At 71.8% G+C, this 21,469-nt stretch carries 15 protein-coding genes; 4 read left to right on the top strand and 11 right to left on the bottom strand.

Annotated features, from left to right (window positions below; genetic code table 11):
* Nucleotides 1-14: 14 nt before the first annotated feature.
* The 8 genes from D581_RS0120285 to ligD all read right to left on the bottom strand — a co-directional run bounded on the left by D581_RS0120285 (nucleotide 15) and on the right by ligD (nucleotide 9,624).
* Nucleotides 15-1,472, bottom strand: coding sequence for a penicillin-binding transpeptidase domain-containing protein (locus D581_RS0120285; RefSeq protein ID WP_018959039.1), 1,458 nt, complete (start codon nucleotides 1,470-1,472; stop codon nucleotides 15-17).
* Nucleotides 1,469-2,848: an FtsW/RodA/SpoVE family cell cycle protein gene (locus D581_RS0120280; protein ID WP_018959038.1), complete on the bottom strand. Its 1,380-nt coding sequence runs from the start codon at nucleotides 2,846-2,848 to the stop codon at nucleotides 1,469-1,471. Before D581_RS0120280 ends, D581_RS0120285 begins: the two co-directional genes overlap by 4 nt.
* A gap of 168 nt (nucleotides 2,849-3,016) precedes the next feature.
* Nucleotides 3,017-3,517 carry an SH3 domain-containing protein gene (locus tag D581_RS0120275; RefSeq protein ID WP_018959037.1) on the bottom strand — a complete coding sequence of 167 codons (501 nt, stop codon included), beginning with the start codon at nucleotides 3,515-3,517 and terminating at the stop codon, nucleotides 3,017-3,019.
* A 92-nt stretch (nucleotides 3,518-3,609) separates the two neighbouring features.
* Nucleotides 3,610-4,989, bottom strand: coding sequence for a sensor histidine kinase (locus tag D581_RS0120270; RefSeq protein ID WP_018959036.1), 1,380 nt, complete (start codon nucleotides 4,987-4,989; stop codon nucleotides 3,610-3,612).
* Nucleotides 4,986-5,711, bottom strand: a complete 726-nt coding sequence (locus tag D581_RS0120265; RefSeq protein WP_018959035.1) for a hypothetical protein — start codon at nucleotides 5,709-5,711, stop codon at nucleotides 4,986-4,988. Before D581_RS0120265 ends, D581_RS0120270 begins: the two co-directional genes overlap by 4 nt.
* Nucleotides 5,712-5,983: 272 nt before the next feature.
* Complete coding sequence (locus tag D581_RS0120260; protein ID WP_018959034.1) at nucleotides 5,984-6,301, bottom strand: zinc ribbon domain-containing protein; 318 nt, start codon at nucleotides 6,299-6,301, stop codon at nucleotides 5,984-5,986.
* Nucleotides 6,298-8,490: a HEAT repeat domain-containing protein gene (locus tag D581_RS0120255; RefSeq protein ID WP_018959033.1), complete on the bottom strand. Its 2,193-nt coding sequence runs from the start codon at nucleotides 8,488-8,490 to the stop codon at nucleotides 6,298-6,300. Before D581_RS0120255 ends, D581_RS0120260 begins: the two co-directional genes overlap by 4 nt.
* A gap of 243 nt (nucleotides 8,491-8,733) precedes the next feature.
* Complete coding sequence (gene ligD, locus D581_RS0120250) at nucleotides 8,734-9,624, bottom strand: non-homologous end-joining DNA ligase (RefSeq protein ID WP_018959032.1); 891 nt, start codon at nucleotides 9,622-9,624, stop codon at nucleotides 8,734-8,736.
* 78 nt (nucleotides 9,625-9,702) lie between these two features.
* On the opposite strand from ligD, the gene ku reads away from it, so the two are divergent.
* The gene (gene ku, locus D581_RS0120245) at nucleotides 9,703-10,887 is read left to right on the top strand and encodes a non-homologous end joining protein Ku (RefSeq protein ID WP_018959031.1); all 1,185 of its coding nucleotides are present in this window, start codon (nucleotides 9,703-9,705) and stop codon (nucleotides 10,885-10,887) included.
* Between the two features lie 164 nt (nucleotides 10,888-11,051).
* A complete protein-coding gene (locus tag D581_RS0120240; protein WP_199787822.1) occupies nucleotides 11,052-12,938 on the top strand; it encodes a serine/threonine-protein kinase in 1,887 nt (628 codons plus the stop codon).
* On the opposite strand, the gene D581_RS0120235 is transcribed toward D581_RS0120240, so the two are convergent.
* The 3 genes from D581_RS0120235 to brxD form a co-directional block, all read right to left on the bottom strand.
* The gene (locus D581_RS0120235) at nucleotides 12,907-14,592 is read right to left on the bottom strand and encodes a hypothetical protein (protein ID WP_018959029.1); all 1,686 of its coding nucleotides are present in this window, start codon (nucleotides 14,590-14,592) and stop codon (nucleotides 12,907-12,909) included. The two genes, D581_RS0120240 and D581_RS0120235, sit on opposite strands and share 32 nt — an antisense overlap.
* A 361-nt stretch (nucleotides 14,593-14,953) precedes the next feature.
* Complete coding sequence (locus tag D581_RS0120230; RefSeq protein WP_018959028.1) at nucleotides 14,954-17,134, bottom strand: DEAD/DEAH box helicase; 2,181 nt, start codon at nucleotides 17,132-17,134, stop codon at nucleotides 14,954-14,956.
* A complete protein-coding gene (gene brxD, locus D581_RS0120225; RefSeq protein WP_018959027.1) occupies nucleotides 17,131-18,465 on the bottom strand; it encodes a BREX system ATP-binding protein BrxD in 1,335 nt (444 codons plus the stop codon). Before brxD ends, D581_RS0120230 begins: the two co-directional genes overlap by 4 nt.
* A 153-nt stretch (nucleotides 18,466-18,618) precedes the next feature.
* Here brxD and D581_RS0120220 point away from each other — a divergent pair, with 153 nt between their 5' ends.
* The gene (locus D581_RS0120220; protein WP_018959026.1) at nucleotides 18,619-20,427 is read left to right on the top strand and encodes a DUF262 domain-containing protein; all 1,809 of its coding nucleotides are present in this window, start codon (nucleotides 18,619-18,621) and stop codon (nucleotides 20,425-20,427) included.
* Between the two features lie 8 nt (nucleotides 20,428-20,435).
* A complete protein-coding gene (locus tag D581_RS0120215) occupies nucleotides 20,436-21,458 on the top strand; it encodes a CBS domain-containing protein (protein WP_026290729.1) in 1,023 nt (340 codons plus the stop codon).
* Nucleotides 21,459-21,469 lie beyond the last annotated feature (11 nt).

Here is a 21,469-nt window from a genome sequence, read left to right as displayed (position 1 = left end):
TGCCCGCGCCCCGGCTACTCCTCCAACGCCGCCTCCATCACGGCCCGGGCGATCGGGGCCGCGCTGCCGCCGCCGCTGATGTCGTCCCGGTCGGCGGCGGCGTCCTCCACGACCACCGCCACCGCGACGGCGGGGCGGCCGGATCCGGGGGCCTGGGCCCAGGAGATGAACCAGGCGTACGGCAGCCCGGAGTTGTCGACGCCGTGCTGGGCGGTACCGGTCTTGCCGCCGACCCGCACCCCGTCGATCGCCGCGTTCGCCCCGGTGCCGTTCTCCACCACGTCGACCATCATCCGCTGGAGCTGCACGGCCGTCGACGGGCTCATCGGCCGCTCATACGGGTCGGGCCCCTCCTGCCGGACCGTGTCCCCGTCGTTCGTGGTCACCCGGTCCACCAGACGGGGGCGGCGCAGATCCCCGCCGTTGGCCACCGCCGACGCGACCATCGCCATCTGGAGCGGGGTCGCCGTCGTGTTGAACTGCCCGATCGAGGAGAGCGCGAGCTGGTCGTCGCTCATGTCCGTGTCGAAGTTGCTCCTCGCCACCCCGGACGGGATCCGCAGCCCGGTGTCGTTGAAGCCGAACCTCTCCGCCGCCTCCACCATCCCCTCCAGCCCGACCTCCACCCCGAGATGGGCCATCACCGTGTTGCAGGAGACTCGGATCGCGTCCGCCAGGGACGCCTGGTCGCAGCCCCTCGCCTCGTTCGGCAGGGTCGTGCTCGTACCGGGCAGGACGTACGGCGACGGGGTGTCCGTGGGCGCGTCGGCGTCCGTCACCGCCCGGGCGTCCAGGGCCGCCGCCGCCGTCACGATCTTGAAGGTGGAGCCCGGCGGATAGGTCTGCCGGATGGCCCGGTTGAGCATCGGCAGACTCTCGGCCGCGTTCAGCCGGGCCCACGCGTCGGTCACCGCGGAACCGGTCCCCGACAGCCGCTCGGGGTCGTACGACGGGGTCGAGACCAGCGCCAGGATCGCGCCCGTCGACGGATCCAGCGCCGCGACCGCCCCCCGCCGCCCGCCCAGCCCGTCGTACGCGGCCTGCTGCATCGACGCCCTGATCGTGGTGACGACATCGCCGCCCGGCTGCCGGCCCCGCGTGAACTCGTTCCAGAAGGGCAGCGGCGCCAGCAGGGAGTCCGTACCGGACAGGACGGAGTCCTCGGCGTTCTCGATGAGCGTCGTGCCGTACGTCTGCGAGGCGTATCCGGTCACCGGGGCGTACAGCGGGCCGTGCAGATAGGTGCGCTCGAAGCTGAGCTGCTCACCCGTCTCCTTGCTGCCGGTCACGGGCCGGTCGCCGACCAGGATGTTGCCGCGCGGCTGGTCGTAACGGGCGATGGTGTTACGGCGGTTGGCCGGGTTGGCGTCCAGCTCGTCGGCCTCGAAGACCTGGATCCGGGCCGCGTTGACGAGCAGCGCCACCAGCAGCAGCAGACAGAAGGCGGCGGCCCGCCGGATGTAGCGGATCACCGGTCCTCCTCCACGGTCGCGGCGATGACCCCGGTCTCGGCCTGTCCGGGGTGAGGTCTGCGCGAGACGTCGCTGACCCGGATCAGCAGCGCCACGATGATCCAGTTGGTGACGACCGACGAGCCGCCCTGCGCGAGGAACGGCATCGCCATCCCGGTGAGCGGGATCAGCCCCGTCACCCCGCCCGCGATCACGAACACCTGGAGCGCCAGGATCGACGCCAGGCCGATGGCGAGCAGCCGCCCGAAGGGGTCGCGCAGGGCGAGCCCGGCCCGGTAACCGCGCGCCACGAGCAGCGCGTAGAGCAGGAAGACCGCGGTCAGCCCGCTCAGGCCCAGCTCCTCGCCCGCGGTCGCCAGGATGAAGTCGGACTTGGCGGCGAAGCCGATCAGGATGGAGTGGCCCGCGCCGAGCCCCGTCCCGAGCATCCCGCCCGCGGCGAAGGCGAACAGCGACTGGGCGAGCTGGCCCGGTCCCTGCCCCGCGTCGATCGAGGCGAACGGGTCCAGCCAGTCCTGCACCCGGCTGTGGACGTGCGGTTCGAAGGAGCCGACGACGAAGGCGCCGACGCCGGCCAGGAGCAGACCGACCGCGATCCAGCCGGTCCGGCCGGTCGCCACGTACAGCATGATGACGAAGAGCCCGAAGAACAGCAGCGAGGTGCCCAGATCGCGCTCCAGCACCAGCACCCCGACGCTCAGCAGCCAGATCGCCACGATCGGCCCGAGCACCCGGCCGGAGGGCAGTTGCAGCTTCCAGAAGGTGCGGCCGGTGTACGCGAGTGCGTTGCGGTTGGCGGCCAGATAGGCGGCGAAGAACACCGCGAGCAGGATCTTGGCGAACTCGCCGGGCTGGAAGGAAAGTCCGCCGATCCGGATCCAGATCTTCGCTCCGTTCACCGCCGGGAAGAAGATCGGCACGATCAGGAGGACGAGCGCCGAGGCCACCGAGAGATACGCGTACCTCTGGAGCACGCGGTGGTCGCGCAGCAGCACCACCACGGCCGCGAACAGCGCGACGCCGAGCGTGGACCAGACGAGCTGGGTGGGCGCGGCCTGGTCCCTCGGGGTCTCCAGGTCGAGCCGGTAGATCAGCACCAGGCCGAGCCCGTTGAGCAGGACGGCGATCGGCAGCAGCAGCGGATCGGCGTACGGGGCCCGGAAACGGACCGCGACATGGGCGAGCAGCGCGAGCGTGCCGAGCCCGGCGCCGTACCCGGCGACGTCGGGAGGCACGGTGCCGTCGTGGGCGAGGCCGACCGCCGCATAGCCGAGGACGGAGATCAGGACACCCCCGACGAGGAGGGTGAGCTCCACCCCGCGCCGCTTGGGCAGGCGGAGCTCGGGCGGGGGAGCGTCCGCCGTCGTTGCGGTCATGCCCGCAACGTAGCAAGAGGTGCGCGATATTCCCCTTATGTCACACCTTTGGCTAAGTCAGCGCCCAGCGGGCATGCGGTCGGCGCCCACCGGACATGCGCCCGCCCGGGGGGCCGACGGCGACACGGCCGGGCTCCACGGGCGGGCGGATGTGCGGGTGACGCGAGGTCAGCACCACTTCGGCGCGGCGCCGATGTTCTCGATGTAGCGGGCCGAACCCCAGGCCCAGGTGCCGTCGGTCAGCAGGTACCAGCGGTTGTTGTTGTCGACGTTGTCACCCTCGGTCTTGCAGAAGATGTTGACGATCTTGCCGTACTCGACCGAGCCGACGACACGGCTGCTGCGGGTCGGCTTGTCGCGGAGCAGCAGGTACGGCTTGGCGATGACGCGTCCCTTGTAGGTCCGCTTCGGCGCCTGGGGCTTCGCCTGCCCCTCCTTCTGCGCCTCCTCGCGGGCCTGCTTCTGCTGCGCCTCGTGCTCGCGCTGCAGCGCCGAGGCGGAGAGCTCGTCGGACGTCGGGTCCGGAGCGGCGGCCTCCGCGCGCTGTCCGACGGGCTGGGGGTCGGCCGCCAGTGCGGCGGGAGCGGCGGCGGTGAGCGCCGCGAGCGTGCCGGTGGCGACGCAGAGGCCGAGCCGGCGGAGCCGCGAGGGGCGGGACAGGGGGGACATGCTGCCTCCATGCGATGAGGAAGGGGCCGTGGGGGACACGAGCTGGGCTCGTGCTCGTCACGCTAGGTTCGCCACACACGGCCCGCAACGCGTCACGTTGCGTGAGGGCCCCTGCGCGTTGAGCCGTCCGGGTCGTCCCTGGTGCCCCGGCCCCCGCCATCACCGGGATTCCCGTCGGCATCACCGTCGCCGAGGCGCACGTACTCCGGCAGGGTCATCCGGACGAGCGCCCCGCCGTCCGGCGGATTGCCGAAGTCCAGCCGGGCGCCGATGACCTCGGCCTGGCCGAGGGCGATGGTCAGCCCGAGACCGTGCCCCTTGCCCGCGCCGTCCGTGCGGAACCGCTGCGGCCCGCCGTCCAGCAGATACGCCGGGAACCCCGGCCCGTGGTCGGTCACGGAGACCACCGCGCCGTCCACGCTCACCACCACCGGAGGCCGCCCGTGCCGATGGGCGTTGGCCACCAGATTGCCGATCACCCGCTCCAGGCGCCGCCGGTCCGTCTCCACCCGGGCCGCGCCCGTCACCCGCACCTCCGTGTCGGTGCCCGACGCCCGGACCACCCGCTCCACCACGGGCGCGAGTTCGTGCACGGCGAGATCGACCTCCTCGGTACGGGCGTCGAGGCGGGAGATCTCCAACAGGTCCTCCGTCAGCGCCCGCATCGCCCGCACCCGGTCGCGCACCAGCTCCGCCGGGCGGCCCGGCGGCAGCAGTTCGGCGGCGGCCGACAGACCGGTCAGGGGGGTGCGCAGCTCGTGCGCCACGTCGGCGGTGAACCGCTGCTCGGTCTGGAGCTTGCGCTGGAGGGTCGAGGCCATGGTGTCGAGCGCGCCCGCCACGATCGCCACCTCGTCCTGGGCGCGGACCGGGCGCGCGGTCCGCGGGTCGCGCACCCGGGCGTCGAGATCGCCGGCGCTGATCCGGCGGGCCACCCGGGCGCTCTGGTGGAGTCTGCGGGTCACCCGGCCGACGGCGAACAGGCCGACGAGCAGGGTCGCGGCGATGGCCAGCAGCGAGGAGCCGATGATCGCCCGGTCGAGGCCCCCGATGGAGCGGGCGCTGTGGCTGTAGTCCGTCCAGGTGGCGAGCGCCCGCCCGTCCGCCGGACCCGCCGCCCACATGGCGGGGCGGCTCCGCCCGTCCGGGTCGCCCGGCCGGTGCGGTCCGTCCGCGACGACGGTGCCCCGCTCGCCGTCCGCGGCCAGGGCGCGCAGCGAGGCGGGCAGGCCCGGCGGGTCGATGCCGGACCTCGGGGGCAGCGGCTCCCCGGCCTCGTACGCGTCGGTGACCACCTCCAGCCGGCTCAGCGTCTTCTCCCGGGCCTGTTCGACCGTCTGCCGGGTGACCGCCGTGTGCACCAGGAAGCCGAGGAGCGCCGCCAGGGTGCAGCACATGACGGTCAGGAAGACCGCGGACTTCCAGGTGAGGCTCGCGGTCCAGGAGGGCGAGCGGAACCCGCGCCGCCTCATCGCGTCCCCGTGGAGGGCGCGGAGGATTCCGGGGTGGGTTTCGGGGCCTTCCGGTGCTCGGGCGTCCGCAGGATCTCGTCCCGGGTGGGCAGCATCGCGCGCTGCCGGTCGTCCCAGGACCACGCGGTGCGGTATTCGTACCCCGGGATCACCGAGGGGGCCCGCATGATCAGGTCCCGGCCCGCCAGCTCCACGCTGATGACGGCGTCGTAGGCGGACATGATCCGGGTCAGCCGCCCCTCGTCCGGCATGTAGACGCGCACGGCGAGCTGCCGGTCGGGCATCCGGATGCCGAGCACCAGCTCGTCCCTGCCGTCACCGGTCAGGTCGCGGTAGTACGGCGGGAGGACCGGGCAGTCGTCCGGGGCCGTCCGGCACGCTTCGATATGCCGGACCGTCCCGTCCGGCAGCTCGTCCAGACCGCTGCCCCGGTCCGTCTTCGCCTTCAGCCCGGCCTGTGCCACGGCCACCGGGTCCAGCCGCCGCACATCGCCGCCGGTCACCCGGATCCCCGGGATGCGCGCGGTCTCGCCCTCGCCGTAGTCGTACGGGGCGGCGGAGGCGGGCGGCAGGTCCGGCCAGAGGCTCCGGGGCTCCACGGCCGACGGCGCGTCCCCCGCGCTCTTCAGCCCGCCGGCCGCGCCACAGCCGGACAGCAGGGTGAGCGCGGCGAGGACGGACACGGCGGTACGGGTCGCCGCCGGGACGCGGTGCGGGCGCAAGGCTCGCCTCCTCTACGACGACGGACGGCACAGCGGTCTCACACCCTAATCGGACGACCGTGCGCAATGTCGACTTCGTACCCCTGTGCAACGTACGGCCCCCGCGGCCATGGGGCCACGGGGCAACGTACGCGGCCCCGCGGTCATGGGGCCGCGGGGCCGGTGCGGTCAGGAGGGCCGCGGGTTCAGCGCCGGTACGGGTTCAGCGCCCGTACCGTTTCCGGTTCTCCGGTGCGGCTCAGCGCCGGTACGGGTTCGGCGCCGGTACGGCTTCAGCGCTGGTACGGGTTCTGCCCGGGAGGCGTGAAACCGGGCTGCTGCGGGGCCTGGCCGTGGGCGTTGCCGTCCTGCCCGGCCGCGGCCTGGGCGAGCAGCTGGTCCGCCTCCTCCTTGGGTATCTGCCGCTCCCCGCCGCAGAACGTGCACTGCGTGGCGTACTTCGTCGAGAACGGGAACAGCGGCACGAAGAACAGCGTGAACTTCGTGACCCGCTTGCGCAGCGTGTGTGCCGCCGGATTGCCGCACCAGCCGCACACCATCGTCAGGATGGCCAGCTGGTGGAGGTAGCCCTTGGTGCCAAAAATGATCATGCCGTGGTTCCTTTCCCCGTCCCCCGGAGTGCCTGTCGGCACAGCGCCAGGAGCTTCTCGTCCTCGTGGATGTCATGACTGCCGTACCCGCCGTCCATCGCGTTGTGACGGCGTACGGAGGCGAGTTCGCTCCGCAGGACGTGTGCTGCGGCCGATCCCTCAGGGACCGGCCCCATCCGTGCCACGCATTCTGCCACCCGGACCCGCACATGGCGGCTCCGCTCCCAGCCGGCGAGCAGTGCCTCGACGGTCTCCTGCGACCGGCCCGACACCTCCCACAGGGCGATCGCCGCGTCGACCCGCAGCCACAGCTCCTCGTGCGCGAGCAGCCCGCGCAGCCGGGGCGCGACCATCTCGGCGCGCGGCCCGAGGGACCCCAGCGCCACCGCCGCCGCCCGCCGCTCGTGGACCTGGGGGGACTGGAGGCCCTCGATCAGCGCCGGCAGCACCGCCTCGGCGTCGCCGGAGATCGCCCACAACGCCTCGGCCGCCTCCGTCGCGGAGGCCGTCCCCGGTCGGCTGATCAGCGCCCGCAGCTCGGGGACGGCCTCCCGCGCCGCCGGCCCGAACGAACCCAGCGCCCGCAGCGCCGCCGTACGCAGCCATTCGCCCCGGTACTGCGGCGCCCCGCGCAGCACCCGCAGCACCTCGGGCGTCGCCTCGCCCGCCCGCAGCCCGGTCAGCCCGGCCAGCAGCGGGCTCGCCCGGTCGTAGGCCCCCTCGTCCAGCTCCACCTCCGCGAGCCTGCTCCGCAGCGCCCCGGCGAGCGGCTGGGCCGCCGCCCCCAGATGGCCCACCGCGAACCCCACGTCGTGCGCCACCTGCGGCAGCTCCAGCGCCGCCGCGAGCGCGGGCACCGCCCGGGCGTCACCGAGGCGTGCCAGGGCCTTCACGGTGGAGCCGAGGCCGGGCGGACCGCTGGCCCAGGACTTCACCCAGTCCCCGGGGCGGGCGGCCAGCCGGGCGGCCAGGGCGTCCGCGGCGGGCGCGGCGAGGCCGAACAACTCCTCCAGCACATGGGAAGCTGCCTCCGCCAGCCGCGGCTCGGGGGCGGACAGCTGATCGCCGACGAGCGCCACCAGCTCCTCGTAGGGGCCGCGCCAGGCCCGTATCAGCCCGCCGCTCATCCGCACGGCGTCGATGCGCTGCCGGCGGTCGGGGCTGCGCAACTGGTCGGCGAGCAGAGCCGTGCGGTCGCCCACCCGGTCGTCGAGGCCGACGTGCAGGGTGCGCAGCAGATCCGCGGCCCAGGGGGCGCCGCGCCCGGCGCTCTCCTGCGCGGACAGCGACCGCAACTGCCCCACGAGCGTCGGCGTCGCGACCTGCTCGCCCCGAGAGGCCTCCGCGGCGGCCACCGGTTCCGCGTCCACCGGCTCGGCGTCCGGGTCCACCGGCTCCGCGTCCGGGTCCGGGTCCCGGTCGGGATCCGTCCCGCCCCTCTCCGCCCCGTCCCCCTCCGGCGGGGAACGCATCTCGCGCAGCAGCCCCGAGACCACCGGCACCACATCGCCGGGCAGCCCGTCCGGCGAACAGCGCGCCAACTGGGCCAGGGCCGCGAGCCGCAGCCCCGGGGAGTGCGCCCGCGACGCCAGCCGGCCCAGCCACTGGGCGACCCGCCCCGCCAGCGGCCGGTGCCGCAGCGCGACCCGCCCGGCCGCCTCCACGAGGGCGAGCCGCACCTCCTCGTCGGGCTCCACCGGCAGCCGCTCCCGCAGCAGCGCGAGCACCCGCACGGGGTGCCGGTGCAGCGTGGCGAGCGCCAGCGGGGCCGCGAGCCGCACCCCGGGGTCCTCGTCGGCGATCAGCTCGAAGAACACCCCGGCGCCCGCGGTGACCGCCGCCGCCGCCATCGCGTAGTTCGCGGCGCCCTCGATCTCGTCCTCGTCGATCTCCGCCTCGTCGTCCTCGTCGAGGTCGAAGCCGCCGATGCTGGTGAGCAGTTCGACCACGCTGCCGCGGTCCTGCACCTCCGGGTCCACGGCCAGCTCGAACAGGAACGGGATGCAGGCGAGCGTGCACGCGTACACATCGCCCTGGTGGTGCACCGCTCCGTACATACCGTCGAGCGCGGCCTCGCGCTCCGCCGGATCCTCGGACGCGAGCCCCCGCAGGAGCTCCGGCACATCGTCGGCAGGCCCGTAGGCATGCTCCATCGAGGCCCAGTCGACCTCGTCGATCCCCGAGAACACGCCATCCCCTCCCCACGATCACGACAGCGCCCGGACCGGCGCGCCCCGTGGCGCGCCCCGTCCGCCGCACCCCTCCCGGCGCGCTCTGGAGAAAGCGCCTGCGCAGAGTGTGCACCACGGGTCCGACAATCCACCCGCCACTTGTGGCCTTTCCTCGCGCCGTAACCAGGTCATGACCCGGTCAAGACGATTCGGCCGCGGATTCCTGTGACTCGGCTGTGGATTCCTGTGAACCGGGGCGTGTCACGCGGGCAGGGGACGCGCTTGTTCCGGGTCGTTCAAGGGCGCGATCAGATCGCCGTGCCGGTCCAGCCGGGCGGCCATGTCCCCGGCCCGGAACACCAGGGCGCCCGCCTCCCGGCACTCCGCGATCTCGTCCCAGGTCACCGGTGCCGACACGGTGGGTTCGGGGCGGGCGCGCAGGGTGTAGGGCGTGGCCGTCGTCTTGGCCGCCGCGTTCTGGCTGAAGTCGACGAATACCTTGCCCGGCCGCAGGGCGCGCTTCATCCGGTGCAGGGCCAGCCCCGGCAGGGCCGCCTCCGCCTCCACGGCGAGCCGCTTCGCGTACGCGGACACCTCGCCGGACGGGGTCGGCTCCAGTGGTACCAGCAGATGCATCCCCTTGGACCCGGACGTCTTCCCGTACGCGGTCAGCCCGTCGGCCGCGAGGCGCTCCCGCAGCCAGAGCGCCACCGTGCAGCACTCCACGACGGTCGCGGGGGAGCCGGGGTCCAGGTCGAAGACCATCCGGTCGGCGATCTCCGGCGCGTCCTCGCGCCACTGCGGGGTGTGGAACTCCACCACCAGGTTGGCCGCCCACATCAGGGAGGCCAGATCCCGCACGACCACCTGCCGGGCGCCCGGGTCCTCGCTCCGCGGAACGGCGGTGGTCCCCACCCAGGCGGGCGTACCGGGCGGCGGATTCTTGGTGAAGAAGACCTGGCCGTCCGGCCCGTCCGGGTAGCGCAGGAAGGACACGGGGCGATCGCGCAGATGGGGCAGGATCACGCCGCCCGCGGTGGCCGCGTAGTAGTGCAGCACCTCGCCCTTGGTCGTTCCGGTGGCCGGATACAGGACCTTGTCGAGATTGCTGAGCGAGACTCGTCGCCCCTCCACCTCGGTGATCGGCGTCATACGATAAGAATCACACGAAACCATGCCAAAGCGTCTCTGACGCCTCCAGGGTGCTCAACGGTCGGCAAGGGGTGAACGGTGAGGTCCATATGGAACGGCGCGATCGCCTTCGGGCTGGTCAGCATCCCGGTCAAACTGATCAACGCCACCGAGAACCACTCGATCAGCTTCCGGCAGATCCACCTCGCCGACGGTGGCCGGATCCGGTACCGCAAGGTCTGTGAACTGGATGAGGAGGAGGTCTCCGGCAGCGAGATAGGCAAGGCGTACGAGGACGCCGACGGCACGATGATCCCGATCACCGACGAGGATCTCGCCCAGCTCCCGCTGCCGACGGCGAAGACGATCGAGATCGTCGCCTTCGTGCCCGCCGACCGGATCGACCCCCTCCAGATGGACACGGCGTACTACCTCTCCGCCAACGGAGTCCCGGCCGCCAAGCCGTACACCCTGCTCCGCGAGGCCCTCAAGCACAGCAACAGGGTCGCCGTCGCCAAGTACGCCCTGCGCGGCCGCGAACGGCTCGGCATGCTCCGCGTCGTGGACGACGTGATCGCCATGCACGGCCTCCTCTGGCCCGACGAGATCCGGCCCCCGCAGGACGCGGCCCCGGACGGCGACGTCACGGTCCGCGACGCCGAACTCGACCTGGCCGACGCCCTGATGGACACCCTCGGCGAGGTCGACATGGACAGCCTCCACGACGACTACCGGGAGGCGGTGGAGGAGCTCGTCGCCGCGAAGGCCTCCGGTGAGAGCGTGCTCCCGGCCGAACCCGAGGACACCGGCGGCGGCAAGGTCATCGACCTGATCGCGGCCCTGGAGAACAGTGTGCGGGCGGCCAGGAGATCGCAGGACGGCGAGGGCGATGGCGGCGGCGACATGGCCGACGTCCACCCCATCAAGAAGACGTCGTCGAAGGCGTCCGGGAAGACCGCGCGGACCACCGGAGCCGCGCAGACCAGCAAAGCCGCGCAGAAGACCACCCACCGCACCCCGGCCGGCAAGACGGTCACCCGCTCCGGAAGCTCCACGACGGAGAAGTCCGCCCCCAAGTCCACCGGCGCGAAGAAGAGCACGGCGAAGAAGACCGCGGCGAGGAAGACCGCGGCGAGGAAGACCGCGGCGAAGGAGTCCACGCCGAGGAAGTCCACTGCGAAGAAGACCACGCCGAAGAAGTCCACGGCGAAGAAGCGGACGTCGTCGAGCGGCGGCACGTCGGCGAAGAAGACCGCGTCCTCCCGCAGACGCACCTCGGCCTGACGGGGACGCGGCCCGAGGACGACGCGGCCCGAGGACGACGCGGCGCGAAGACGACGCGGCCCGACGTCGCCCCGCGAACGGATCACGGCCGGCGGCCTCTTGCCGCCCGGCAGGCCGTACCGCCCCGCCGCCCCGCTGTCGTACGCCCCCCGTACGCTACGGCCATGAGCGCAGAGGCCCCCTCGGGACGGGTGATCGACGGCCGCTTCACGCTGGTGGAGCGGCTCGGCAGCGGTGGCATGGGCATGGTCTGGCGGGCCCGCGACGAGGCGCTCCACCGCGATGTCGCCCTCAAGGAGGTACGGCCCCCGGACCCGGCGCTCGCGGAGTACGACCCCGAGGGCGCCCGCACCCTGCGCGCCCGGGTGCTGCGCGAGGCCCGTGCCCTGGCCCGGGTCGACCATCCGAACGTGGTCACCGTCCACCACATCGTCGACCCCGGCGAGGACGGCTACCCGTGGATCGTGATGGAGCTGGTGGCCGGCTCCTCCCTGCACGACCGGCTCGCCCACGGGCCCATGGAACCCGCCGACGCCGCCGAGCTGGGACGCGGCATCCTCTCCGCCCTCCGCGCCGCCCACGCCGCCGGCATCCAGCACCGCGACGTCAAGCCCGCCAACGTGCTGCTGCGCCCCGACGGCCGCCCGGTCCTCACGGACTTCGGCATCGCCGCCATCCGCGAGTCGACCAGCCTCACCATGACGGGCGCCCTCATCGGCTCGCCCGACTACATAGCCCCCGAGCGGATCCGGGGCACCGAGGGCGACCCGTCCTCCGACCTCTGGTCCCTCGGCATGATGCTGTACGTCGCCGTCGAGGGCCACCACCCGCTGCGCCGGGCCACCACCCTGGCCACCCTGGCCGCCGTTCTCGACGAGGAGATCCCGCCGCCGGTACGGGCCGGATCCCTCACCCCGGTGCTCGACGCACTTCTCACCAGGGACATCCCGGCCCGCCCGGACGCCGAGGCCCTCGACCGTCTGCTGGCCGAGGCCGTGCGCACGGGCGGGGGTCCCGCCCCGACGCCCACGGAGCCCGTACGGGACCGGCCCCCGTCCGCGCGGCCCGGGTCCGTGCACAGCACGCCCACGCAGACGGCCGCCACGCCGCCGCCCCGGCCGCGACCCGCGCCCGTGTCCGTGCCGCCCCCGTCACCCGTGTCCGACCGGAAGCCTCCGGCGTCCGCACGGCCCGGCGGGCCCCTCGCCCCGCCCTCCTCGCCCGAGGGCCCGGAGGACCGCGTCCCGACGGGCTACGGCTTCCCGCCCCCCGCCGCCACGCCCGCGCCCGCACCCGGCGGCGATCCGTACCAGCGGCCCGCCACCGATCCCTACGACGCCCCGGACGAGCGCGGCCGCCGCGTCGAGCGCCGGGTCTGGCGGATCAGCGCCGCGTCGTCCGTCGTCTCGGCCGTGGTGATCGCGGGCGCCATCCTCTGGACGGCCGACCCGTTCTCGTCCCGGGGCTCCGACAACGACGACCGCCCGCGCGACCGGGCGAGCGCCCCTCAGGTCTCCGCTCCGGCGCCGGACCCGGTGGCCGGCGACACCGGCGGGTCCGGTGGCACCGGCGACACCGGGGAGGAGGCACCGGAGACCGTGGACCTGCTGACCCCGGACGGCGCACGGGCGGCGATCGAGGCGATGAAGCCCCTCATGGGCGGGACGAAGGTCACCGACTTCACCCTCTACGGCGAGCACGCCTCCGCCGACGCGCCGCTGAAGTCCAACGCCGCGCTGTACGACCGCTTCAGCTACCGCGACGGCCGGGCGAAGAACAACGACATGGGCGGTACCCTGCCGTCCGGGTCCACGACGATCGACCTGGACTCCGTCGACTGGGACGCGCTCCCCGCCCTGCTGAAGACGGCGGAGAAGACGCTCAACGTCGACGAACCGGAGAGCCGTTACGTGATCGTGGACCCCTCCTCGCCCTTCCACGGAGACCGCCCGGTGCTGCGCGTCTACGTCTCCGACTCGCACGGCGGCGCCTATCTCACCGCCGAGCTGGACGGCCGGGTCATCGAGAAGAGCCCGCGCCCCAAGGGCTGAGCACCGGCTGGACCGGATCCGGAAGCTGCGGCAGGTCCAGGTCGAACGGGCTCCGCTCGATGACGTACGTGCAGCTGGTGTAGGAGTAGCCCGGCTGGACCTTCGTCCCGGAGGAGTAGCTGTCCACCCGCGCGGTCGCGCCCGTGCCGTGCTTGTAGAGGAAGTGGTACTCCCCGGCGGGAAGCCGGAGCCGGGCCTTGGGGTAGTTCCTGCCGCTCGCCCCGCAAGCCCGCCGCGAGCCTTCGGAGGCGCTGTACCGCTCACAGCCGGCGCAGGCCTTCAGCGTGGCGGTGCCGGTGACCGGACCGGTGTAGAGCACCTCGACCGCGTTCGGCGCGTCGTTGCTGATGACCAGCTCCATGCGTGAGCCGCCGGGCCGCTTCGACGGCGGCAGCCGCTTGCCCGCCGCCGGCCGGTCGTCGGCGATCTCCGCGGCTATGGCGATGTCCCGCGCCTGCCGTACCCGCCCGTCGCTCTTGTACGTCCGCGCGAAATCGGTCAGCGTCGTGCGCGCGTCGTCGAACTTCTCGTCCTTGAACTGGTCGACCCCACAGGCGTACACCCCGTCCACGACGCCCTTGTCGGCATCGCCGCGCATCGCCTTCACCTCCTCGGCCGGGAGGCCGGACGCGGTGGCGCCGAGGCCCCGCAGCACCTCGGTGGCCGCACACGGCTCGGCCCCCTTCAACGCCGCGACCTGCTCCTTGATCCGCTTCCCGATCGCCGGCCCCACCTGTCGCGCGGAGGCGGAATCGGGGAACGTGCGCAACAGCTCTCCCAGCTCCGTGCCGCCGCCGCCCGGCCCGCCCAGACGCGACACACCGCACCCGTACAACGAAACGGCGAGCGGTTCGTCGGGCCACGCGGCGAGCGCGCCCAGCAGCTTCTCGTCCACCGAGTCCGGCAGCGTCCGCAGATAGGTCAACGGTGCGACGGCCTCACAGAGCCGCTTCTCCGCGTACGGGGCGGAGACGGCGTCGTAGTACGTCTTCAGGCGGTCCGGGACGAGCTTCGCGGCCCGGGAGCCCGGATGGTCCTCGCCGAGCGCGCGATAGGCGTCGAGCGCCCGCTCGTACTCGCCCTTCGCCGAGCCGAACGGCTGCCCCGAAGCCGCCGCGACCCGCTCGTCCCCGGCCGCCAGCCGGTCCAGCAGCATCTGCTCCCGCGCCTCGTCCCGCGCGGAGCCGTACACCACGGCTCCGCCCGTCGGCACGGCGAGCAGCACCACGCCGAGCCCGACCGCCAGAACGGGCCGCCACGCCCCGCCCAGCGCCGAACGCCGGGCGATCCGCGCCCCGTCGGCGGCGGCGAGCACCAGCACGAGCAGATACCCGACGAGAACGCCCCCGGGCACCCCGTCCGGATCGGCCGGCAACGCCGCCCACAGCAGCACCGCCGTGGCCGCCCAGCACACCGCGGCCCGCACCCAGCGCCCCAACAGGGCGTAACCCAGCCCGAGTCCGGTCAGATTGAGCAGCGCGCCACCGGTCGCACGCAGGGGCGCACCGGGCGGCGGCGGCCCGACGGCCGGCGCGTGGGAGGGCGGCGGAGGTGGCACAGGCCCGCCGAACCCGGACCCGCCGACTCCCTGCCCCTGCCCCTGCCCCTGCCCGTGCTCCTGCCGCGCGGCCCCGTACCCATCGTCGGACTTCATAACGGTCCCCCCACCGTCGAGCCGAAAAAGTCACTCCGACTCTGCCCGGGGCCGTGCCGCCTCACGCGCGATCCGGCTTGCTATCTCGCCACATAGGCCGCTGAACGACGTGATGCAGGGGCGGGAGTTGCTGGACGAGGCCACAGAGAACGCACGCGAACGGGCTGCCGCGTATGGAGAAGATTCTTCAGACCGTCCTCGACGTGCGCGTTGAAGCCGGGCACGTCCGACGTCATCTTGTCGACGGACAGGTCCATGTCCGTCCCGCTGTGCCCGAGGTAGTGCGCCATGTGCCGCGCGGCGTCGTTGTCGCCCTTCCAGTCGGCCCGGCCCTTCCTCACGTCTTCCCGCACCCGCAGGTTCAGATGACCCGGTGTGTGAACCTCACGGGTTCGCCGAGAGCCGAGGCGGCACCGTCCAGATCCGCCATCCGGGCCGAGAGCGTGGCCTCGGCCAGCCGAGGAGGGAGAGCCGCGTTGAACTTCAGCCCCTGGAGGGCCCGGGGGTCCACCACCGGGAGGCACAGGCGCTCCCCGGCGTCGGACTTCGCCCGATGCCATTCCCGCTGCGTGAGGTCTTCGCGGAGCCGTACGTACATGTCGGTGGGCCGCTGAAGAGGGTCGGATACGGATGCCAGCGTGGCTGCCAGCGTCGCGTTGGCCTTGTATCCGGCCCAGGTCCACCAGCGAACATTGGTGTCGCGCCCACCACGCAGCAGCACCGTGCCGGCAGGGTCCACCAGTTCCTCCCCCGTGGCGCGCAGCTGATCGAGAGCGCCGTCCGCGCGCCGGGTGAACGCCACCCGTGGTGTCGCGCCGAGCATGACCTCTCGTGCCGCTCGGGTCAGCGCGTAGGACGACGTGCGGGACAGGCCCACGCCGCCCCAGCGCGCCTTTCCACCGCCGTCGACCGGTTCGACGAAGCAGCGTCGGCGCGACCAGTCGATGTAGGTCACCTGCCAACTGCGCCCAGCGAGCAGGAGACGACGTGGGCCCGCGACCCGCTCCGTCAGCAGCACGGGGTCCGTCGTACCGATCTCCGTGCGTCCGGTCAGGACGGTGAACTCCGGGGCGGCGGTGAAGACAGCGGTCAGGTCCATGAAGTGCCGGTACCCGAAGCGCTTTTCCGCTTCAGGTCCGATGAACATCAGACCGGTGTCACGGTTCAGGAACCCGGCTTCCACCAGATGCCGTACGAGGGGCTCGGACGCGGGACCGAACGGGCCCAGCCCGCCCCACCACTCCTGCCACAGGCGGTCTCCCACCCGCTGTTCCTGGAGACAGAGCGCGAGGATCTGCTGAGCGACGATGTGCCGGGGTTCCGGCGGAGCGACAATGGGCTCGACCCAGCCGCGTGTCCACAGCAGCAGAAGGGCGGCCGCAGACAGCAGGGCCGCCTCGTCGAGGGTCAGGAAGAGGCAGTTGCGCTGGGATCCGGGCCTGCGACCGGTACGGCCGAGGCGTTGCAGGAAGGACGCCACCGTGCTCGGTGAGTCGATCTGGACGACGCGGTCGAGGTCTCCGACGTCGATCCCGAGTTCGAGTGTGCTCGTGGAGACGATCACGCAGTCGCGGGCGTCACTGAAGGCCTCCTCCGCGCGTCTGCGCTCGTCCGCGGAGAGCGAGGCGTGCGACAGGAAGGTGGTGACACCCTTGGCGCGCAGACTCTGCCCGAGCTCTTCGACCTGTTTGCGCGACTCGCAGAACACCAGACGCTTCTCGCCCCGGTGCAACGCGGCGATCACCGTGGCCGCGTTGGCCAGGGAACCCACGTAGTCCAGTTGGACATCGCCGGCGGGGGCCGTCTCCGAGGGAGCCGAGGAGGGTGTAACCGCGGAGGGCGCCCGGGGAGCGATCACCCGTGCGCCATGATCGTCCGGCTCGTCACGGCCGCGTGCTCCTCGCAGCCACGTCAGCAACTGCTCCGGGTTTCCCACCGTCGCCGAAAGCCCCACGCGCTGGACAGGACGGCCCGCCACGCGTTCCAGCCGTTCTAGCACGGCGAGCAGGTGCCAGCCCCTGTCGTCGCCGGCGAAGGCGTGCACCTCGTCCACCACGATGCCGCGCAGACCGGAGAAGAACGCCGTGTGGTCGACGTTGACACTGACCAGCATCGCCTCAAGTGACTCCGGGGTGGTCAGCAGCACGTCAGGGCGTTCGCGAAGGATGCGCTTCCTGCGGGTCTGGGCCACGTCCCCGTGCCAGAGGGCCGCGGTGCGTCCCAGCCAAGAAGTGTAGGTCTCCAGCCGGGGCAGCAGGTTGTTCAAGAGGGCTTTGAGCGGACAGACGTAGAGAAGGGACGTGCCGGTCCACCTCTCCCGTTCCATACGGGACAGCAGGGGAAAGCACGCCGCTTCGGTCTTGCCTCCGGCGGTGGGTGCGAGCAGCAGGGCGTCCGCGCCGCCGGTCAGCGGCCCGATGGCCTCCTCCTGGAGGGGCCGCAGCCCGGCCCAGCCAAGGGTGTTCACGATGTGATGGACGAGCCCGGGGTGAAGCAGATCGAGCGGATCGGTGGACTCGGCAGGTACGGACGGCTCGCTCACGGAAGGTCCAGCTCGATTTCGTCGGCGTCGGCGGCCGCCGCGTTGCGCTCGATGTCGCTCATCTCGTTGGAACTCATGGTCAGCGCGTAGTGCTGACGCGGATCGAAGTCGTCGAACTGGTCGACCCGGTCCAGGACGTCACCGACGAGCTTCTTGAGGAACAGCCGGGGCGCGACGCCGACCCGGCCTCCGAGAGCCCCGCCCACCGCGGCGGCCAGCTCCGAGATGTACGCGTCGTCCACGACGGCTCTGACCCGTCCGGAATCGCCGGCGCCGTCCGCGTACAGGTCGCGGATCGTGGTGCCGAGGCCCACCAGGGACGCGTGGGTGAAGCCGGGAAGCCGCACCTGTACGGCACGCGGGTTGTCGAAGCGGGGGTCGGTGGTGAAATCGGTGGCGAGCCGTTGCGCCAGCGGTGCCAGACGCTGCACACCCTGCTGGCCTTCGAAGAACGCGGGGGTCCCCGTGATCAGCAGATACAGGCCGGGAAAGCGCCCTGAGTGCACCTCGTCGATGAGCTGGCGCAGAGCGTTGAGCGCCTTGTCCCGTGCGTCCGAGCGGACCCGCTGGAGTGTCTCCACCTCGTCCAGCACGACGAAGAGGCCCTTGTGCCCGGAGTCGCGCAACACGGTGAGCAGGCCCTGGAGGAAGCCGAAGGCCCCGAAGTGGTCGAGGTCGCCGCGGACTCCGACGGCCCTGCGGGCCGAGGCGGCCACATGCGGCTGGCCTCCCAGCCAGGCCAGCACGGCGGCCGCGGTTCCTTCGTCGCCGGAGGTCAGTGCGGTGCGGTAGCCGCGGAGCGCGGTGGCGAAGGAGGGGGCGTGCCGGGACACCTCGCTGAGCCGGGCCGCCAGCAGCCGTTCCACCTCCTCCGCGAGATCCTCCTCGGCGGCGCCCGCGGACAGCGCGTCCTCTTCCAGCGCGTAGAACCAGGCGTCCACGACGGGGCGCAGCGCGCTCGGGGGAAAGCCGGAGGTCGTCAGGCGCTCGGTGAGACGGCGGTAGACGGTCTCCAGTTTGTGCAGGGGCGTTTCGGTCTCCGAAACCTGGATCTCGGCCACGGCGAAGTTGCGGCGCTTGGCCCGCTCGCCGAGCCACCGGGTGAAGAAGGTCTTGCCGGACCCGTATTCACCCCGCACCGCCTTGAAGACCGAACCACCCGAGGCCGCTGTGTCCAGTTCGGCGTCGACTGCCTCCTCGAACCTGCCGAGGCCGGTGGCGAGCAGGTCGAGCCCGCTTTCAGGGACGGCGCCCCGGCGGAGGGCGTCGATCACCTCGCGGCGGCGGGCGGCACTGACGGAACCGGTGCGTTCGAGGCGGTCGTTACTCACCCCGCCAGTCTCGCATCCGACCGACCTCGGCGAAGATGCGGCTGAAAATCGCCTCAGCAGATCATTGTGAGGGCCGAATGATTGACACCGTCGCTATTTCCTTGCTCCTATTATCAGTTGCATAGTTTCGGTCGAAGGTGGGGAATAGGCAGCGTGGCGCTCGACAATCCGGACCTCAAGGACGTACTCAAGGACGTCACATCCGGCGCACTTCAGTTGCCGGACTTCCAGCGGGAGTGGAAGTGGGACGACGAGCGGATCAGGGCGCTCATCGCGACGGTGACCCTGAAGTACCCGCTCGGTGTGGTGATGGCACTGCACACCGGAGGCGCGCCCCAGTTCAAGGCGCGAGCACTCAAGGGTGCGGAGGACGGTGAGACACAGGTGCCGGACCTGCTGCTGCTGGACGGGCAACAGCGGCTCACCTCACTTTTCCAGGCGCTGCACCAGGACAAGCCGGTGGAAACCGTCGACGCTCGCGGCAAGAACCTCAAGCGGTGGTATTACGTCGACATCGAGAAGGCGGTAGGGCCCGCGGCGGACCGGGACGACGCGATCGTCTCGGTGCCCGAGGACCGCATTCTCAAAAGGGACTTCGCCCGCCGGCCGGGACGGGATCTCAGCTCCGTCGAGCTGGAGTGCGCGGCCGGCTTCTTTCCCCTCCACTACGTCTTCGACACGCAGCGGGTAGGCGCCTGGCAGCAGGAGTTCGTCAAGAATCCGGCCAACTGGCCCGTCTGGATGAAGTTCCAGGAGCAGGTACTGCACAACATGCTGTCGTTCGACGTACCGATGATCAAATTGTCCGCCACCACCACGATGGACGCCGTGTGCGCGGTCTTCGAGCGCGTCAACACGGGCGGCGTGCCGCTCAACGTCTTCGAACTGCTGACCGCCACCTACGCGGGCAATCAGGCACATGCCGAGGAGCACGGCGACTACTACCGTCTCCCGGACGAGTGGCACGGGATCAAGAAGAAGCTCACCTCCGCCTATCCGGTCTTCGGCCGACCCGAGGCGGGGCCCGACGACGGCCTGAGCAGCAGCGACTTCCTCCAGGCCGTCGCCCTGGTCCGGACCTGGGAGGCCAAGCGGTCGGGCCGCAGCATCTCGGTGTCCTGCAAGCGCCGGGACCTGCTCGAACTGCCGCTGGAGGACTTCCGCCGGCTCGCACCGAGGGTGGCGGAGGCATTCGCCTGGGTGGGGGGTTTCCTGCGGCGCCAGTGCATCGTCCGCACAGCCGACCTCCCCTACCGCACACAGCTGGTGCCCCTCGCGGCCGTCCGGGCCCTCATCGGCGACGAGACGGACAGCCCGGGAGCGGACGACCGGATCACCCAGTGGTACTGGTGCGGCGTGATGGGGGAGATGTACGGCGGGTCGACCGAGAGCCGCTTCACCCGTGACGTCGAGCAGCTGGTCAGCTGTATCCGCGAGGACGGCAGCGTCCTGGTGCCCGACACCGTCGCCGAGGCCGCCTTCCTCTCCGACCGGCTGGACACGCTGACCACCCGCAACAGCGCCGCGTACAAGGGCATCTACGCCCTTCTCATCAAGCAGGGCGCGGTGGACTGGTACTTCACCGACGGGCCGCTGGTCCCCGACCGGCTGGTGGAGCACGCGGTGGACGTCCGGCCGATCTTCCCCAAGGAGTGGATCACGAAGAACCACCGGGGCCGCGCCGCTCAGGCCAACTCGATCGTCAATAAGACCCCCCTCTCCCTGCGTGCCAGCAAGAGCATGACGGGCCCCCCGCACGCCTACCTCAAGACGCTCACGCTGGAGTCGGGAGTGCGGCCGGAGTGGTTCGGCGACGTCCTGGTCACGCATCTCGTCGATCTGACCGCGCTGGAGACCGACGACTTCGAGACGTTCTACGAGCACCGTGCCAAGCGGTTGCTCGCCCTGGTGGACTCGGCCATGGGCAAGCGGACCGTCTTCCGTGACGCACAGGACCGGTGAGCGCCGCCATGCCCCAGCACCCCACCGAGGCTGAGCTCCGCGCTCTCAAGGGCAAGCAGATCCCTGTGCTGCGCCTCCTGGCGCTCTTCGGCGCCCGCCTGCGGAACGAGCTCACGGTCCCGCTCATCGAACAGGCACTCAAGGACGCCGGTCTGTCCACCCTCCCGGACTTCGCCACCTGCGGCAGCGGCGCCGACATCCAGATCGTGGCCCGCGCGGCGGTTCCGGATCCCCCCGAGCCGTCCGAGGAGGAGCCGGAGGAACTGCCCGGCGGCGGGCTGCCGCAGAACCCCATCAGGATCGGCGACATCCCGGCCGCCGTGAGCGGTCTGTGCTCGGTGACGCCGGACAAGAAGCTCTCCGAGGTCACGTATCTCATGCGGAGCAGGAACTACTCGCAGATCCCCGTCATCGAGGCCGGCTCGATCCTGCACGGCGTCGTCACCTGGCGATCGGTGGTCAAGGCCTACGAGAAGGTGAACCACCCCGGCCTGCCGGAAGCGCTCATCGACCCTCCCGTCGTCGAGGCGCACCACGACTTCTTCTCATTGCTCCCACGGGTGAGCGAGGAGGGATATCTCCTGGTCCGTGCCAACAACGGATCGTTCAGCGGCATCGTGACCGCGGCGGACATCACCGAGAGGTTCGGTGCGACCGCCTGGCCGTTCTTCGTCATCGGGGAGATCGAGTTCAGGCTGCGCAAGTGTCTCGGCGCGAAGATCGGCCCGGACGCGATCCGTGCCGTCCAGCCCAACCAGGCGCGGATGCAGACGGGCCTGATCACCGACCTGATGTTCAACGGTTACGTGAAGCTGCTGGACGGCGAGCAGCAGAATCCGGCGCTGCGCGCGAAGGCCGACGAGAACTGGAAGGCGCTCGACTGGCGCATGAACCGCATCCAGTTCGTGCGCCAGCTCGACCGCGTCCGGGTCATCCGCAACAGCATCGCGCACTTCGACGCCGAGCCCCTCACATCGCGGCTGAGTGACGAACTGCGCGGATTTCTCCGTATCCTGCGCGAACTCACCTGAGGGACAGCGGG

Source organism: Streptomyces sp. CNB091, assembly GCF_000377965.1.
Note: the sequence above shows the minus strand (reverse complement) of the source record. Positions and strands in the feature narration are given on the sequence as shown.

Coding starts and splice junctions, on each gene's coding strand:
- D581_RS0120280 (WP_018959038.1), bottom strand. CDS start 2,848: ATGACCGCAACGACGGCGGACGCTCCCCCGCCCGAGCTCCGCCTGCCC.
- D581_RS0120275 (WP_018959037.1), bottom strand. CDS start 3,517: ATGTCCCCCCTGTCCCGCCCCTCGCGGCTCCGCCGGCTCGGCCTCTGC.
- D581_RS0120270 (WP_018959036.1), bottom strand. CDS start 4,989: ATGAGGCGGCGCGGGTTCCGCTCGCCCTCCTGGACCGCGAGCCTCACC.
- D581_RS0120260 (WP_018959034.1), bottom strand. CDS start 6,301: ATGATCATTTTTGGCACCAAGGGCTACCTCCACCAGCTGGCCATCCTG.
- ligD (WP_018959032.1), bottom strand. CDS start 9,624: ATGACGCCGATCACCGAGGTGGAGGGGCGACGAGTCTCGCTCAGCAAT.
- D581_RS0120240 (WP_199787822.1), top strand. CDS start 11,052: ATGAGCGCAGAGGCCCCCTCGGGACGGGTGATCGACGGCCGCTTCACG.
- D581_RS0120235 (WP_018959029.1), bottom strand. CDS start 14,592: ATGAAGTCCGACGATGGGTACGGGGCCGCGCGGCAGGAGCACGGGCAG.
- D581_RS0120215 (WP_026290729.1), top strand. CDS start 20,436: ATGCCCCAGCACCCCACCGAGGCTGAGCTCCGCGCTCTCAAGGGCAAG.